This is a genomic window from Candidatus Poriferisodalis sp. (assembly GCF_965208485.1).
In the GTDB taxonomy this organism is placed as follows: domain Bacteria; phylum Actinomycetota; class Acidimicrobiia; order Acidimicrobiales; family Poriferisodalaceae; genus Poriferisodalis.
Genome location: NZ_OZ242344.1, coordinates 1397777 through 1413171 on the forward strand (window position 1 = coordinate 1397777; position 15395 = coordinate 1413171).

Sequence of the window (15395 nt, forward strand, 5' to 3'; positions counted from 1 at the left end):
CCGGCCCCGAACGCACCCCGAACCCACCCCAGCGGGCGCCGACCGGACGATCCACGACCAACCCACCAAGCCAGCACCGCCCAACCGGGCGCAGAACACACCAAAAGAACACCCAACGGCATTCTCATGAACAATCAGGGCTAAGAGGCCGCGCGGATAGGCGGAACGGCGATCGGCCCATTTCGCTTGACCCACTATTGGGCTCAGCAAAGCCTCAGGTCATGGCGGTGCTGCCGCCGACGAAGACTTAAGCGTTTCCGCAGGTCAGCGCCTATCCGCAGTTAGCCTCCGGTGCCGCATGCAACTCGGGGTCGGCGCGGGGGATCGGATAGAGCGCTTCTTGCGCGCTCACTCGACCGGACGGCTCATTGTGTGCGTCGGCTCGGCAAGCGTCTCGGGCCTGGTGTGGTTGGCCGAACGTGCTCCTCAGCGGCCGGTGACATTGCTGATCGGCGATCTGCAGGACCGGAACTTCCAGCATGCGACTGACGCCGATCGCCGAGCGGCCCTGGAGTTCGTGCAGCGAAGCGATGTGGATGTGCGCAACTGGTACCGCACCGCGCGCAGCGCAGCAGGCCGCTCCGAGGCCCATCTCAAGGTGTGGGCTGCATGCGATGAGCGTGGGGGACCCGATGCATATCTCGTTGGTTCGGCCAACCTCACGACCGCCGGTTTTGCCGAGAACGTCGAGCTGATGGCCGTCGCCGACAGTTCCGAGCATGACTACTTGAACGGCGTCTTGGAAGCGCTCCTGGAGAAATCCTGGCCGGCGAAGGACCAGCTTGTGGAGCGAATAGCGGGTCCCGATGCGCAGGCAGATGCTCCGCGACCGCATCGCCGTCCAGCCCGCAGCGGTCAGCACCGCCGGCAGTCAGGCGCTCCGAAGGCCCAAACCGGCTGCGGGAAGCAGGCGGCCGTGCTTGCGGCCTGCCTGCTCGGGTGCGGGGTGGCCGTTCTGGCGCAGGCGCTGCGATTTGCTGGTATCCCTCGGCGCCCCGACTGACTCCGCAGACTGGGCACGAGATCAAGATGGCGAACACAGCGGCTACCAAGGCCCTCAATCATCTAGCTGACCCAAGCCGCGCCCCCGGGATCGGGCGTGACGGCCAGCAGGTGATGGCGCCGTCGGTGCCGACCGCGCAGGAATGCACCAAGCCAGCTGTGCCGACGGTGTACGTGTCGACGGCGATGGCGGTTTAGCAGGATGCTGAAATATTCGGGTATGGCCAGAGGTGCAAGCCCCTGACCTGTGGATTTGCACTCGGCAACTGCCCAAAAACGACTTTCTCAACACCTTGTTAGAAGCCGGTGGGCAACCTTGTTAGAAGCCGGTGGGCACGTCAGTCTGCCCGACGCTGTTTTCGCCCCAGCAGGTGATGGCGCCGTCGGCGCCGACCACGCACGAATGCACCAAGCCGGCAGCGACGGCGGTGTACGTGCCGACAGGCGCGTCAGCCCGCCCGCCGCGGTTGTTGCCCCAGCAGGTGATGGCGCCGTCGGCGCCGACCGCGCACGAATGCCTCCAGCCGGCGGCGACGGCGGTGTACGTGCCGACAGGCGCGTCAGCCTGCCCGAAGCTGTTGCTGCCCCAGCAGGTGATGGCGCCGTCGGTGCCGACCGCGCACGAATGCGTACCGCCGGCGGCGACGGCGGTGTACGTGCCGACAGGCGCGTCAAGCCGCCCGTAGCTTTCGATGCCCCGGCAGCCCCAGCAGGTGATGGCGCCGTCGGTGCCGACCGCGCACGAATGATCCAGGCCGGCGGCGACGGCGGTGTACGTGCCGACAGGCGCGTCAGCCTGCCCGACGCCGTTGTTGCCCCAGCAGGTGATGGTGCTGTCGGTGCCGACCGCGCACGAATGCGCACTGCCGGCGGCGACGGCGGTGTACGTGCCGACAGGCGCGTCAGCCTGCCCCATGTTGTCGATGCCCCAGCAGGTGATGGCGCCGTCGGTGCCGAGCGCGCACGAATGCGCACCGCCGGCGGCGACGGCGGTATACGTGCCGGCAGGCGCGTCAAGCCGCCCGCCGCGGTTCCAGCCCCAGCAGGTGATGGTGCTGTCGGTGCCGATTGCGCACGAATGCGTACCGCCGGCGGCGACGGTGTAGGCGGCTGGTGCGGGGTTGGCTGACTTGGTGGTGGGCTGGTGGGCGGCTGGTGCGGTGAGTGTTGCGATGTCGCCGTCGGGGTCGGCCGCTACCACGCCGACCAAGCGCGCGGTGTGCCAGCGGTTCTGACCCGCGAGCCGTGTCAGGCCGCGGCCCGCGATCTTGTGCTCGGGAACGGCTGCGGTGCCGCCTAGGACCCATCCGCCGCTCGCGGCCATGTCGAGTCGGGCCTGCTGGGCTGCGGCCATCGGCTCGCCGCGGGCGCCTGCCAACACGACGCAGCCGCTGCCGATCGCTCCTGCGAAGGTCACCGCCGAGTAGATGTCGGACTGCGCCGCCGGGTCGGAGGCCACCACCACAGGCACCTGCGATGCGCAATCGCCGGAGGACCCCGGCGGGGTGCGCACCCCGGGCGGTGCCGACGCGGCGGTCCCAGCCGAAGCGCGGGTGCTCAGCGTGAGTGCTGCGATGTCGCCGTCGGGGTCGGCCGCTACCACGCCGACCAAGCGCGCGGTGTGCCAGCGGTTCTGACCCGCGAGCCGTGTCAGGCCGCGGCCCGCGATCTTGTGCTCGGGAACGGCTGCGGTGCCGCCTAGGACCCATCCGCCGCTCGCGGCCATGTCGAGTCGGGCCTGCTGGGCTGCGGCCATCGGCTCGCCGCGGGCGCCTGCCAACACGACGCAGCCGCTGCCGATCGCTCCTGCGAAGGTCACCGCCGAGTAGATGTCGGACTGCGCCGCCGGGTCGGAGGCCACCACCACAGGCACCTGCGATGCGCAATCAGACTCGGTCCACGACTCCGCGCCGTCCACGAACGCGCTCTGTGGCTGAGCGCCCGCAGGCACGGCGAGCAGCCCCCCGACCAGCATCAGCGCCATCAGAGATACGGACCAGCATCGGCGCACAACAGCTCCTCACGCCCAAGACAACGGCTGTCAATTACCAGTGTCAGTTACCAGCCAACATAACCCAACACAACCGCCAACTCGTCGCTCAGGCGTGTACGGCCCAGCTTGAGGATCCTGTTCGCGCGACGCAGCTCTCGAACCTGTTGGCACAGACCCCTGTTCTCAGCTTCGAGCTCGCGCACCCACGCGCGCACCGACTCCACGCCGTAGCCGAGCTGGCGCGCCACACGCGACACCGTGCCCGCCGAAGTGCCCAGCTCCTCACGCAGCTGACGCACCAACCGGACCGCCTGATCCTTCTCCGACTCCGAACACCGACGCGTCGTCGGCTCCCCAAGCGACTTCTCTCGTGGCATCTCTCCATCCTCGGTTCCAAGGCCGAGAATCTCCAACCAACCCAGAGCGATTCAGCTCAGGGCGTGCGTGGCGAGTTGGTCAGGGGAGTGTTCTGCGAGACCATGTCTGCCGGGTCTGCCATGTCTGCCGGGTCTGCCGGGTGTGCCGGGTCTGCCGGACAGCTGCACGGGAAGCTTGCTCTGCGGCTGGGTGCACGGCTGGCCGACCATGCCGAGGCTCACGGCCTCGGCACCGTCGTCGGCACTGATTCCGGCGTCTTGGTTGAGCACGATCCCGACACGGTGCGCGAACCGGACCTCGCCCTTACCTCGACGGCGCGACTGCCACCCGGGCAAGTGTCCGACGGATATGCCGAAGTGGTGCCCGACCTCGTGGTCGAGGTGGCGTCGCCCAACGATCGCCCCGGCGAGCTCGCAGAACGTGCTGCGATGTGGCTCGGCTTCGGCGTGCGGCTGGTGTGGGTGGTGCATCCCGGCTCGAGGACGGTCCAGACACACCGCGCCGGCACCGACGCAGTGGGGACGCTGACCGAGACCAACAGCCTCGACGGCGGCTCAGGCTGCCCGGCTTCTCGCACGCGCTCGAGCGCCTGTTCGCCATGTGAAGGCAATGAAGATCATCGAGACAAAATGACAGCTGGCATTCGAGCCTCATCGACTCCGCCGCTCACCGCCGACGACCTGCTCCAGCTCGACGACGGGGTGCGCGGTGAGTTCGTTCGGGGAGTGTTCCGCGAGATGCCGAGACCGAGGTGGCGTCACGGCCAACTCGTCGCCTAACCTGACCAAGCCGAGTCCAGCAGCCCGAATCCCACAAAAGCGCGAAGGCTCAACTGTGAAGCGGGCCAATCACTCAGCACATCCATCGCGCTGACGGCCATCTGTTGTTGTGCCGCCGTCAGTGTGGGCTGCTCGTCCGACGGGGCGCTAGCCCTGATTGTTCACGAGTCTGGTGTTCGGGGCTGTTGAGGTCCGCGGAAGAGCCTCTCTGACCTGTGATGATGCATGTCTGCGTAGAACGCATCAGCGGGTTCAGGTGGGCATCTGCGAGGTGAAGCCTGTCAGTGTCACGAACGCGTGTCTGGCAGGCGGCGGAGGCCGGGTCGTGTGGGGCGCGGGACTGTTCGCTTTGGGCGGCTTCTCGGATCGTGTGGGGCTGACCGGCGCGTTGTCGGCGGCGGCGCCAAGGTGGGGGGAGCGCGCCCCGGTCCATGACCGGGGCGCGGTGCTGGCGCATGCGTGGTTGGTGCAGGCTGCTGGCGGGGAGGCGTGCAGCGACATCGAGCATCCGCGCGCGGCGGGAGCTGTTCGGCGGTGTGGGGTCGGACTCGACGCTGTACCGCACGATCACCGGGCTGGGCGCAAACGGCCCCGAGGCGTTGCTGGGCGCCGCGGCGCAGGTGCGCGAATCGGTGTGGGCCGACCGCGACCGCAGCGGCCCGCTGCATCGTCCTTCCCCACGGCATCAACGTCGGCGGCCACAACCGGGTCCCCCTGGCCGAGCTGCGCCCCAAGCTGGCGGAGGCCGGTTACGCCGATCCGGTCACGATCCTCCAGAGCAGCAACATCATCGCCACGGCCGAGACCACCGCCGACCAGCCCGACCGGTCCAAAACCGCCGCCGTGGCCGCCGCCGTCCAACAGCTGCTGGCCGATGAGTTCGATGTCCACGTGCCCTGCGTCCACATGCCCTGCGCGGCCCGCACCGCAGCCGAGATCGAAGCCATCCTCGAACGCAGTCCCCTCGGCCACATCGCCGACGACGGGTCCCGCTACTTGGTCAACTTCCTGTCGGAAGAACCGCGCCCCAACGCCGTGCGCGAACTCGTCGATGCCGACCACAGCCCCGAAGTCGTCCATGTCGAAGACACAGAGGCATACGTCTGGACACCTGAGGGCATCAAGGCCCTGCGCCTGTCGTACTCGCATCTCGAGCGGCACCTCGGCGTGACCGCCACGGCCCGCAACTGGAACACGCTCGAACGGATCGCAGCCAAGCTCTAGGAGGCTGGTCGGAAAGCCGCTATTTCGGCGTTTGTCAGATACAAACCCGCAGGTCAGGGGCTTGTGCTTCCGGCCAGCCCTGCATATTTCAGCAGCCTGCTAGACAGAACGAGCCGCTGGACATCTCGTGGCGCAGACTGAGGGAGCGCCGAGTGCGGCGCAGGGCGCGCGGCGGCGTGCGTGACGGAGGGATCGGGAAATGGCGGAGCGGCTGAGGGGGCGGACGGCATTGGTGACGGGGGCGAGCCGGGGCATCGGCGAGCACTGCGCCCGGGCCTTGGCGCGTGACGGCGCACGGGTGGCGTTGGCGGCACGTTCGACAGGCGATCTGGACCGGATCGCGGCCGAGCTGCCGCATGACCCGGTGGTGCTTGAGAGCGATCTGGGCGCGGAGGGCGCTGGCGCCGATCTGGCCGCGGCCGCAGTCGAGGCGCTCGGCGGGGTCGACATCCTGGTCAACAATGCCGGCCGGGGCGAGCTGCGCGTGCCCGGCGGCGACCAGGCTGTGCTGCAGCTCAACTACCTGGCGCCGCTGGAGACGACGCGGGCGCTGGCCCGCCAGATGGGTGAGCGGGGCCACGGCTCGGTGATCCACATGTCCTCGATCGCCGGTGCGATCGGCGTCGCCGAACTGCCCACCTATGGGGCGACGAAGGCCGCTCTCGACTCGCTGACCCGTTCGCAGGCGTCGCAGTACGGACGCTTCGGCATCCGGGTGAACGCCGTGGCGCCCGGGCTCATCATCACCGAACTGTGGCGGCCGGGCCGCGAGGTCCCCGGCCTCGCCGACGGCCTCGAACGCCACATCGCGCTCGGCCGCTGGGGCGTGCCCGAAGAGGTCGCCGACGTGGTGGCGTTCCTTGCCAGCGACGAGGCCCGCTACGTCACCGGCCAGACCATCACGGTCGACGGCGGCTTCGGTGGCGTCTCCGCCTGGGCCAACTACCCCGCCCCCACCGGTTAGGGGCCAGCGGCCGATTCACCCGAGGCCCTTCGCCCGGACAGCGCGACCCAGTCGTCGAGCCGGATGGGGTCGGCCAGATCGATGCCGTAGCGGCGATAGGCAGCGGCAACCGTGGAGGTCTGCCCGGCCGAGATGCCGCTGACCGCGAGCTGGCCGGTTGATGCGACTCGAGCAGCGATGTCGCCGGCCAACGAAACCAGCACATCGGCGGTGATGTTGGCAACGACGACATCGAAGGCGCCGAGCTCGGCGGTGCCGGCAGGGGCTGTACTGAAGCTGGCGACTCCGTCGAAGCCGTTGCGCCGAGCATTGGCCTCTGCCGCCGACACGGCAGCCGGCTCGATGTCGATGCCCACCGCCTCGGCCGCGCCCAGCAGGGCGGCCACCAGTGCCAGCACACCGCTGCCGCATCCCACATCGAGCACACGCCCGCCATCGGATATTCCCGCCACCAACCATGCGGCCAGCAGCCGAGTGGACGGGTGGGTTCCTGCGCCGAACGCCTCGCCGGGGTCGATCTCGACGACTGCCGGCGCGTCGACGCCGGCCTCGGCCCACGGAAAGCAGATGGCCAACCGCCCCCCGACCGGCACGGCACGGTTGCGGTTCATCCAGCCCACCGCGTGCGCCTCATCCGGCGACCCGAGCACCGCAGCATGACCCTCGGCGCGCAGTTGCGCAACCACAGCCCGTGCCGTCTCATCGTCCGCGACCCGAACCCGACTCACCCAGCGCCCCCGCCGGGTCACCTCGTGCGAGACAGCGAGCGCCACCGCTCCCAACAGCGGCGGCGGGCCGGGCGCCGGCAACGCCTGACCACCCAGCGGCGCCGAATCGGCGAGCACCACGCACGCCCCGCCCGCTCGCTCATCCCCCCAGACGGGCTGCCGTTGCGACTGCTCGCTCACCCCAGCATTGTGGCCATCGGGGTCTGATCCCTCTCGCAACAAACGACTTCTCGCGTTGCTGCGCACCCGGACATGCTGACGCCCATTCGATGCCTCCGTCCATTCTATGCCTCGACATAGCTGTTCCCCGTTTGGGGTACACTGCCTCACGCACAGGAGTTCACACGGTGGCCAAGACCGAAATGATCCGAGCCCGGGTCGAACCGGATCTGAAGGTGCAGGCCGAGCGCGTCCTTCGCGAACTCGGACTGTCGGCTACCGAGGCGATCACCCTGTTCTACAAGCAGGTAGTCCTGCGGCAAGGCGTCCCGTTCGACGTCAGCATCCCGAACGCGGAAACCGTCGAAGCCTTGCGCCAAGCCCGAGAACCCGACGAACTGACCCAGTACTCCAGCCTCGAGGAACTCAAAGCCACGCTGTAGCCCTCAGTGATCCTGCGGACGACGAATCGTTTCGAGAGGGATCTCAAGCGCGCCAAGCGTCGCGGCAAGCACCTCGACAAGCTCTGGGCCGTGCTGGAGGTTCTCCTGGCCGGCGGCGAACGGCACGCCCGGCATCGGACGCATCGCCTGTCGGGTCAGTGGTCGGAGTTCCGGGAATGCCACATCGAGCCAGACTGGTTGCTGATCTGGGACCTCCAAGAGGACGCCCTGGTACTCGTCCGGACAGGCACGCACAGCGACCTCTTTGGCTGATCACAGCTCATCGCTAGGGTGGTATGCCGCCGACGGGTCCCGCGCGGTACGGGTTCCGCAACCACTTTGGGGGTGATCGGTTTCGACTTTGACGGTTGAAGTGAGAGAAGCGAGCCGTGGTCTCCGGATCCACGAAAAAGAGCCGGAAACAAACACAAACGCCAACGTCGAACACGCTCAGCGTGACGATCTGGTGCTCGCAGCCTGACCTCAGGTTGTGAGTTGGCCCGACTGCCTCAGTCCTGCGGGCGTCGGTGCCGCCATCTGCAGGACTCGCCCGCCACCTGTGCCGACGGGGTAGCGGGGACGCTCACAGACGGCTACGGCGACTGGAAGGGTGTCGCTGCCCGCCATCGCCCGACAATCCCCCAGCGACTGCGCTCGGAGAAGACTCACCGAAACGTTGAAGGACGCGGGTTCGATTCCCGCCACCTCCACCCAGCGATGCCGACCACTACATGGGCGCAGATCAGGCAGTGACGCCCGACAAACGGAACTTGAGCCATCTAGAAAAGTCACAGTCTACCTAGCATTTTTCGGCTATATTTGACAGCGTGCTATACGAACGGCTGACGACGCTGCCGAGTCGCAGCTTCTTCCTGCTCGGACTGCGGGGCGTCGGCAAGAGCACCTGGGTGCGCTCAGTGCTGCCATCGGCCATGCGCTTCGACTTGCTTGACGAGGCGCTGTTCACCGACCTGCTCGCAGACCCGGCACTGTTCGGCCGGATGGTTTCGGCTGCAGGGCCGGATGACTGGGTCGTGGTCGACGAGGTGCAGCGGCTGCCGAGCCTGCTGAACGAGGTGCATCGCCAGATTGCCGACCGGGGCCTGCGGTTCGCGCTGCTGGGCTCGAGCGCTCGCAAGCTCAAATCAGCAGGCACCAACCTGCTCGCCGGCCGGGCGCTTCGCAAGGAGATGCACCCACTCACCGCCGCAGAGCTGGGCGACGACTTCGATCTCGACGACGCGCTGCGCTATGGGACCATCCCGCTGGTGTGGGACGCCCCCGACCGCGGCGAGGTGCTCGCGAGCTACGCCCAGCTCTACCTGCGCGAGGAGATCCGGGCCGAGGCAGCGGTGCGCAACCTGGCCGGCTTCGTCAGGTTCCTGCCCGTCGCGGCACTCATGCACGCCCAGTCGCTCAACAGCGCCGCCATCGCCCGTGACGCCGGTGTCGCGCGCTCCACCGTGGAGGGATACATCGAGATCCTCGAGGACACCCTCGTCGCTACCCGGCTCGGCGCGCTTGAGGCCAGGCTGCGTGTGCGCGAGCGGCGCCGCCCCAAGCTGTACTGGGCCGACCCCGGCTTGGTGCGGGCGCTCAAGCGCCAGTCCGGTCCGGTGACGGCCGAGGAGCGTGGCGCGCTGCTGGAAGGGTGGGTGCTGGGCCAGCTGCGAGCCCACAACGAGCATCAGCATCTCTACGACGAGATTGCCTACTGGGCCCCAACCGAGTCGCGCATCGAGGTCGACTTCGTCCTGCGCCGCGAGGATCAGCACACTGCCATCGAGGTGAAGGCGGCCGAACGGTACAACACGTCGTTCGTCAAAGGCCTTCGAGCCATCGCAGACCTGCCCGGGCTGACTCGGCGCATCGTCGTCTACCGAGGCCCACGCGCCTTCCGCACCGAGGACGAGGTCGACATCTGGCCGATCGACACCCTCCACCGCGCCCTCGCCGAAGACGGCATCTGGCACTGATCGCCGCTAGCTGACCTGACTGATTCATTTTCGGTCACTTAGCCCGGATCCACCGGTGGGGTGTGCGGTGTGGGGTCGGGTGGGATGTCGGTGGTGCGGTTTGGGGTCGGGGCGGGGTGAGGGCTGAGCGGACGCGTGGGTGGTCGGCGGCGGCTTGGGGGGTGGTTTGTGTGCTGCGCCCGGGGGGTGTGCTGCGCGGCGCGGCGTGGCGCTGGGGTTTGTTCAGCAGCGCTGGGGCAGGTTGCGGATGTGTCGCAGTGCTGTGGTGAACGTGTCGGCCCAGGGCCGTCGGGCCGGGAGCCGCAGGGTGGGTCGGCCGCTGCGGTTGACGAGCCGGCCGGGCATGGTGAGCAAGCGGCGTGCGATGGTGGCCCCAACGGTGAGCTTTCGGGGGTCGTGGACTTGGCCGATGCGTGCTGTCCAGCGTGCGATGTTGTGGGCCAAGGCGGCGCAGGCGAGCCAGGCGGCGTTGGCGGTGAAGCTGGCTGAGGGGCTGTGGGCGAGGCCGCCGGCTTTGAGGTCCCCGGTGGCGAGCTCGACGCGTGCGTGGGATCGGCAGGCGGCGTCGGCTGCTTTGGTGTCGAGTTCGGCTTCGCTGATGTCGGTGACGAATGTGTGGTGGCGCCAGTTGGGGAACAGGTCGGCCTGGTCGCCGACCAGGCGGGTGCGGCGCACCACCAGCCGCACCGTGCGCTCGGGCTTGCGGTTGGGCCGCCGTGCGCTGGTGAGCGTCGTTTCGGCGACTTGGGCCTCGCCGTCGTCGGTGTAGCCGATCGGGGTCCAGTCCGCATCGTCGACGGCCGCGACGGCCCTGCCGACGGCGGGGTTCGAGGCGACAGCGATCACGAACCTGGCGTCGAGCGCGTCGAGCTTGTCGACCAGGCCCCACGACAAGAACCCCGCGTCCGCGCGAACCGTCAGCTCCGCGTCCGGGGCGAGACGGCGCACCCGGTTGACGGTCTCGGCGAAGAAGCGGACATGGCCCCGCTGGGAGGAGCCCTTGCGCATCCGGCTGTGCACGATCTCGCCGGTGTCGTCGCGTGAAGCCACCAGCGGGTGATATCCCAGCCGCCCACCGTGCCCGTATGCAGCGCCGCCCTTCGCGTCGCTGTGCACCACCGCGACCGTGGAATCGACATCGACCGTGACCCGTTCCGCCGCCGGGGCGGCGCCTGCGTCCCACGCGCGGCCCAAAGCCAGCTCCTGGACGCGGTCCAGCTGACGCACATGACCCCACGTGAAGGACCGCAAGAACGTCCCCAACGTGGACGGCGCCACCGGCGCGAACCCAACCACCGACCCCGCCGAGCCGGCCCGCAGCCTGTCCGCGTCAGAAAAGAACGAGCCCCCCACCAGCATCGAGCACACCGCCGTGAGCACCTTCGCTCCCGACCCGCGGCCCGCCGCCGGCGGGCGCACCGTCTCGTCGATCAAGCCCTCCAAGCCCAACCGGCCCGCCAGCGTGCCCACCGCCAGCAGACCAGCGTCCCCCACCAACGAGCCCTCGTCGAACACTGCCACGACCCGGTCCAACAACCGCGTATCATCGCTCACAGAAAGCGCCTCCCGTCATGGCATCACGCCGCGATCTCACAACCGGCAAAATGCCACCCCAGGAGGCCTTTCTGGTGGACGCAAACCCCACCAGCCCAACCAAACCGATGGATCTGGGCTAAGTCGAACTGCATGTACTAGTTGGAGCCCTCGTACCGACCAACCGCGCGACCCGGTACGGGGCGCACAACGTGCAGTCGCACATTTGCGCAGGTCACGAGCCTGTGACGCAATTGGTTTGCATGATGCCTAGGCAGCGTGGTGAAACTTGAGCAGTGAACTCCCCCAAATCCGTCGGGCATCGAGACCGTATGCCGTCTCATCTGGCTGGCCTGCGGCGCCGCAACCGAGAAGCCGTCTCCGCGCCGAACACAGTCATAGCGGATACCGATGCGCAACAGCTAGAGGATGAGATTCGTCGCCACGAGCAGCAAGGCACGCCGTTGCCGACAGTTCCGCGAAGCGAAGTGGAAGACTGCTTTCCTGACAGACCTACCAACTAGCCGTGGAAGATGGCTGGGAGTGGACTCCTGAGTCCCTCGATCACTTTCGTCGCCTCGGGCAGCATGAGTCCGAGACGGTCAGGCACTGCGCCTGGGAGATCGTGGACCGGGTGATGCGCCATTCGCGAGGAAGCTGGCCGGGTCGAGCGGTGCCGGATGCGTCCGCAGCGGAAGGCGGGCTGCACCTGCGGGAAGAACGGCAAGGGCCGCTGACCATCAGATTCCGGATTGTGCCACGCAGCTACGCAGTGCAGTTCCGACGGGCAATCCTCGCGGGCTGAGCTACTGCAGCAACCGAAGCTGCGAGATCAGTCGCCAATCGCCGAGCTTGCCCCACTCGTAGTAGACGGTGCTCGGCCGGGTGAACGAACTGACGCCCGACGCGACCGCATCAGCATCGTGCCAGTCCTTGATGATGTCACCGCCGGGTTCCACATTCAGCAAGTGGGCCATCGCGGCCCACACACCGTCATTCACCCAGGCGTCCGAAGGCGACGGCATCATCGAGTTCGAGATCACCCTGACCAGCGCGAGCACCAGCGCCATCACCGTCGACTACGCCACCTTCGACGGCACCGCCACCCAACCCGAGGACTACACCGCCGCCTCGGGCACCGTGACCATCCCGGCGAACGCGACGCGCGCGACCATCACGATCACGCTGACCGACGACTCCTTCGGCGAACGTGACTCCTCCGGCAGCCCGGATGAGACGTTCCTCGTGCGTCTGACCGATCCGGTCGGTGCGGAGCTTGGCGTCGCAGAAGGCACCGGCGTCATCACCGACGACGACGATCTGCCGTTTGCAGTGATAGCGAGTCGAATCGACGGAGAACAGTTGGCCCTTCGCGATTTCGTGGGATGAGGGTGGGTTGAGGGTCCGTTTGTAGGGGTCGAGGCCCTGCTGGGATCGGTGTTCGTGATAACGCCGAGCCTCAGGGGGCCTCGATGGCGAGTGATGTTATGTCGGTGCGGCTGTGGCTGTCGCAGACCAAGGTGAGCGGGGTGCTCGTCGACGAGCCCGGGGAGCTGGTGGTGGGGGTGCGCTCGACGGTGACGCGTCCGGTGTGCCCGCATTGCGGGGCGAAGAGCGGGCGTGTTCATGACCGGCGAGCCAAGAGGGTCCGTGACCTGGAGGTCTCGGGCCGGCCGACCACGCTGGTGTGGGACCGGCGCAGAATGGCATGCGACGGCTGCGGCCGGCGGTTCTTGGAGGACCATCGGGCGTTCGAGGGCCGCTTCACGGCCCGTCTGGCGCGCCGGGTCGTCGCCGACGCCGGTGACATGTCCGTGCGTGCGGCGGCGCGTCGGCATCGGGTGGGCTGGCATGTCGTGATGGGCCTGGTGATCGCGTGTGCGGGCCTGGCGGGCGAGCATCGCCGCCGGCAGCGGTGCCGGGTGCTTTTGGTCGACGAGACCTCGATCCGCAAACGGCACCGCTACGTCACGGTGCTCGTGAACGGCGACACCGGCAAGGTGCTCGCCATGGTGCCTCATCGCAGCGAAGCCGCCCTGTCGGGGTTCTTGGCCGCCCAGGGGCACCGCTGGTGCAAGGCCGTCAAGATCGTCGTGTCCGACGGGTCGGCGGCCTATGCCGCAGCGATCGCCAAGCGGCTCGGCCACGCCCGCCACGTGCTGGACCGGTTCCACGTGATCCGCTGGTTCGCAGCCGGGCTCACCGCAGTGCGCCGCGACGTCCAGCGCCGCCCCGAGGGCCCAAAGCCCGCCTTCGATCCCGCAGCGTTCCGGGCACGGTTCCTGCTCATGAGACGCCCCGACACCCTCGACGGCGCCGAGCGCAAACGGCTCGAGGACCTGTTCGCCGCCCACCCTCGGCTCAAAGCAGCATGGGACGCGCTCAGCGAGCTGCACGGCCTCTATCTCGCGAAGGACCGCAAAGGCGCCCTCGAAGCCCTCGACCGGTTCGCCGACATCTACGGCGCCGGCCAGATACCCGAGTTCAGCAGTGTCGTTGACACCTTCCTCGCCTGGCATGACCAGATCCTCGGCTGGCACCAAGCCGGGCGGCCCAGCAACGGCCGCATCGAAGGCACCAACAACCTGCTCCAGGCCCTACGACGCCAAGCCCACGGCCTCACCAACCACGCCAACTTCGAAGCCCGCGGCATCCTCGTCACCTAACCTGCTCAAACCGAACCCAGCAACCCGAATCCCACAAAAACGCGAAGGCTCGACTTCTCACGGCCGTGGCGATGCATCCCAGAGCTGACGCCGACGTCTTTGCGATGCTCGTCGATCCTCCTCCTCCGTGGCCCTGCCGATCCCGGCAACGTGATCGGACTTCACTACAAGCCTGGGCGTTAGTCGCCTTGAACAAGCAGGCATCACCAAGGGCGCTTGAGACTTTGGCGCGCTGGCCGAACCGTAGGGTGCGAGCCGCCGTCGCCGCACATCCCGGTACGCGACCTGAGACGCTGGCGCGAATCGCCACGGACAACGAGGATCTGCCGCGTCTCATCGCAGCGACGAATCCACATCTTCCGGATGACGTGTGCAGGTGGCTTGTCCACTGTGGGAGCGCCGATGTCAGAGATCGTGTCCTACAGAATCCGGCGCTGCCTGCCTCGTCTGCTGCTGACGGGGGCCTGAACGATTCGCCTCCCGATTTCGGCCCCCCGATCTTGGAGATTGCGCTTGATCAACTCAAGCTCGACGCCAGGGACCGCGAGGACCGTGCCGAGCCTCTCGACGACATCGATCTCATGATCTTGCCAGCACCTATGGCGACGTCGTCGAACGAGTCCATGATTGCGTCAGACCGCATTGTCCGATTCCTTCAGGGCTGCGCTTGCGGCAATGCCCTCGAGCACAGCGACCACTGCATCGCAAGTTCGTGCCGCTTGGACAAGCAAACACTCCGCGGTCGGCGGATGTTGCTAGCCGGCACTGACCCGAGAACGGGTTCAGCGCTGGGCCGAGCCGACTGGATCGACGCGGTCGCTGCCGCCGATCTCCAATGTGTTGCCTCCGGCACAAGAGACGCGCGCTATTGGCGATTCGATCATCCCGCCCGAGTGACGCGCTACCAGCGCGACTATCCGGACGCAGCCCAGTGGCTGAAATCCCTGCTCGAAAATGCGATCACCGGCAAGAAGGTGACGCTCTCGGAATTTGCGCTCGTGCGCGCTCGATCGGTCGCCAGTGTGCTCTGCCACCCCGATCGATACGGGCGTTTGCCGTCGATCTTGCCTGCGATCGACGTTCTGCCCATCGAGGGAGGACTGGCGCTCGTGGTACCGGCGACGGTCGTGGGTGCCGATGCCTGGTCGTCCTGGTTGGCGAGCAAGGACATGCAGTTTCGCCAGTACATCAGCCGCTGGCTGCATATCCAGTGCGCCGTGGTCTCATGCGGCTTGGCTTCGGAGCGTCAGCCTTCTGAACGCCGAGCGGCGCAGGTGTTGCTCATCGCCCGAGCGGATGTCCAGGACCCACGACGTCGGCGAGCGACGCGGTTCGTTTGGCGTGATGCCGTGCCCGCTTCGACATCGGGGAGACGTGCACTCGCCTCCAAGACCCTTCAGGAATACGCAACCGGCGACGAAACTGGTGCCATGAGCTTTAGTTGGCCTGCCGAGCGAATGGTAGACGGCGACTGGCCGTCCATCTCGTGTCGAGAGTCATTTGCACAATTGGTGACGGAGACCTGACGGTCGGTCCATTGGACCGGAAGC

General features: G+C 67.6%; 15 protein-coding genes, 1 other RNA gene and 1 pseudogene. 12 read left to right on the forward strand and 5 right to left on the reverse strand.

Annotated elements, in window-relative coordinates; genetic code table 11:
- The first annotated feature begins 298 nt into the window (after positions 1-298).
- Entirely contained in the window at positions 299-1003 is a 705-nt protein-coding gene (locus tag ACOGXQ_RS06305) for a hypothetical protein (protein ID WP_419946575.1), read from the forward strand.
- Between the two features lie 318 nt (positions 1004-1321).
- On the opposite strand, the gene ACOGXQ_RS06310 is transcribed toward ACOGXQ_RS06305, so the two are convergent.
- Both ACOGXQ_RS06310 and ACOGXQ_RS06315 read right to left on the reverse strand, forming a co-directional pair.
- Entirely contained in the window at positions 1322-2986 is a 1665-nt protein-coding gene (locus ACOGXQ_RS06310; RefSeq protein WP_419946576.1) for an RCC1 domain-containing protein, read from the reverse strand.
- 206 nt (positions 2987-3192) lie between these two features.
- Positions 3193-3372, reverse strand: a pseudogene (locus ACOGXQ_RS06315) (IS3 family transposase); the annotation flags it as partial.
- A 120-nt stretch (positions 3373-3492) separates the two neighbouring features.
- Between ACOGXQ_RS06315 and ACOGXQ_RS06320 the strand changes: the two are divergent.
- The 3 genes from ACOGXQ_RS06320 (at position 3493) to ACOGXQ_RS06330 (ending at position 6340) form a co-directional block, all read left to right on the forward strand.
- Positions 3493-4152 carry a Uma2 family endonuclease gene (locus ACOGXQ_RS06320; RefSeq protein WP_419946577.1) on the forward strand — a complete coding sequence of 220 codons (660 nt, stop codon included), beginning with the start codon at positions 3493-3495 and terminating at the stop codon, positions 4150-4152.
- Between the two features lie 534 nt (positions 4153-4686).
- Positions 4687-5376: a DUF1697 domain-containing protein gene (locus tag ACOGXQ_RS06325; protein WP_419946578.1), complete on the forward strand. Its 690-nt coding sequence runs from the start codon at positions 4687-4689 to the stop codon at positions 5374-5376.
- A 199-nt stretch (positions 5377-5575) separates the two neighbouring features.
- Complete coding sequence (locus ACOGXQ_RS06330; RefSeq protein ID WP_419946579.1) at positions 5576-6340, forward strand: SDR family NAD(P)-dependent oxidoreductase; 765 nt, start codon at positions 5576-5578, stop codon at positions 6338-6340.
- Here the strand turns inward: ACOGXQ_RS06330 and ACOGXQ_RS06335 are convergent.
- A complete protein-coding gene (locus tag ACOGXQ_RS06335; protein ID WP_419946580.1) occupies positions 6337-7248 on the reverse strand; it encodes a 50S ribosomal protein L11 methyltransferase in 912 nt (303 codons plus the stop codon). The genes ACOGXQ_RS06330 and ACOGXQ_RS06335 overlap by 4 nt on opposite strands.
- 167 nt (positions 7249-7415) lie before the next feature.
- On the opposite strand from ACOGXQ_RS06335, the gene ACOGXQ_RS06340 reads away from it, so the two are divergent.
- The 4 genes from ACOGXQ_RS06340 (at position 7416) to ACOGXQ_RS06355 (ending at position 9646) form a co-directional block, all read left to right on the forward strand.
- Positions 7416-7670: a type II toxin-antitoxin system RelB/DinJ family antitoxin gene (locus ACOGXQ_RS06340; RefSeq protein ID WP_419946581.1), complete on the forward strand. Its 255-nt coding sequence runs from the start codon at positions 7416-7418 to the stop codon at positions 7668-7670.
- Between the two features lie 6 nt (positions 7671-7676).
- Positions 7677-7943, forward strand: coding sequence for a type II toxin-antitoxin system YafQ family toxin (locus tag ACOGXQ_RS06345; RefSeq protein WP_419946582.1), 267 nt, complete (start codon positions 7677-7679; stop codon positions 7941-7943).
- 68 nt (positions 7944-8011) lie between these two features.
- Positions 8012-8383: a transfer-messenger RNA gene (ssrA, locus tag ACOGXQ_RS06350) on the forward strand.
- A 114-nt stretch (positions 8384-8497) separates the two neighbouring features.
- Positions 8498-9646: an ATP-binding protein gene (locus tag ACOGXQ_RS06355; RefSeq protein WP_419946583.1), complete on the forward strand. Its 1149-nt coding sequence runs from the start codon at positions 8498-8500 to the stop codon at positions 9644-9646.
- Between the two features lie 222 nt (positions 9647-9868).
- Here ACOGXQ_RS06355 and ACOGXQ_RS06360 read toward each other — a convergent pair whose 3' ends face one another.
- Positions 9869-11200, reverse strand: coding sequence for an IS1380 family transposase (locus tag ACOGXQ_RS06360; protein WP_419946584.1), 1332 nt, complete (start codon positions 11198-11200; stop codon positions 9869-9871).
- 505 nt (positions 11201-11705) lie between these two features.
- Here ACOGXQ_RS06360 and ACOGXQ_RS06365 point away from each other — a divergent pair.
- A complete protein-coding gene (locus ACOGXQ_RS06365; RefSeq protein WP_419946585.1) occupies positions 11706-11984 on the forward strand; it encodes a hypothetical protein in 279 nt (92 codons plus the stop codon).
- Position 11985: 1 nt separating this feature from the next.
- Here the strand turns inward: ACOGXQ_RS06365 and ACOGXQ_RS06370 are convergent, their stop codons facing one another.
- Positions 11986-12138, reverse strand: a complete 153-nt coding sequence (locus ACOGXQ_RS06370) for a hypothetical protein (RefSeq protein WP_419946586.1) — start codon at positions 12136-12138, stop codon at positions 11986-11988.
- Here ACOGXQ_RS06370 and ACOGXQ_RS06375 point away from each other — a divergent pair.
- From ACOGXQ_RS06375 to ACOGXQ_RS06385, 3 genes are all read left to right on the forward strand, one after another.
- Positions 12119-12568, forward strand: a complete 450-nt coding sequence (locus tag ACOGXQ_RS06375; RefSeq protein ID WP_419946587.1) for a Calx-beta domain-containing protein — start codon at positions 12119-12121, stop codon at positions 12566-12568. The two genes, ACOGXQ_RS06370 and ACOGXQ_RS06375, sit on opposite strands and share 20 nt — an antisense overlap.
- An 83-nt stretch (positions 12569-12651) precedes the next feature.
- Positions 12652-13845, forward strand: coding sequence for an ISL3 family transposase (locus ACOGXQ_RS06380; RefSeq protein WP_419946351.1), 1194 nt, complete (start codon positions 12652-12654; stop codon positions 13843-13845).
- Between the two features lie 500 nt (positions 13846-14345).
- Positions 14346-15371, forward strand: coding sequence for a hypothetical protein (locus ACOGXQ_RS06385; protein ID WP_419946588.1), 1026 nt, complete (start codon positions 14346-14348; stop codon positions 15369-15371).
- Positions 15372-15395 lie beyond the last annotated feature (24 nt).

Excerpts from the sequence above, each read along its gene's own strand:
- ACOGXQ_RS06375 (WP_419946587.1), top strand. The coding sequence starts at position 12,119 with ATGTCACCGCCGGGTTCCACATTCAGCAAGTGGGCCATCGCGGCCCAC.
- ACOGXQ_RS06320 (WP_419946577.1), top strand. The coding sequence starts at position 3,493 with ATGTCTGCCGGGTCTGCCGGGTGTGCCGGGTCTGCCGGACAGCTGCAC.
- ACOGXQ_RS06380 (WP_419946351.1), top strand. The coding sequence starts at position 12,652 with ATGGCGAGTGATGTTATGTCGGTGCGGCTGTGGCTGTCGCAGACCAAG.
- ACOGXQ_RS06310 (WP_419946576.1), bottom strand. The coding sequence starts at position 2,986 with ATGGCGCTGATGCTGGTCGGGGGGCTGCTCGCCGTGCCTGCGGGCGCT.
- ACOGXQ_RS06330 (WP_419946579.1), top strand. The coding sequence starts at position 5,576 with ATGGCGGAGCGGCTGAGGGGGCGGACGGCATTGGTGACGGGGGCGAGC.
- ACOGXQ_RS06305 (WP_419946575.1), top strand. The coding sequence starts at position 299 with ATGCAACTCGGGGTCGGCGCGGGGGATCGGATAGAGCGCTTCTTGCGC.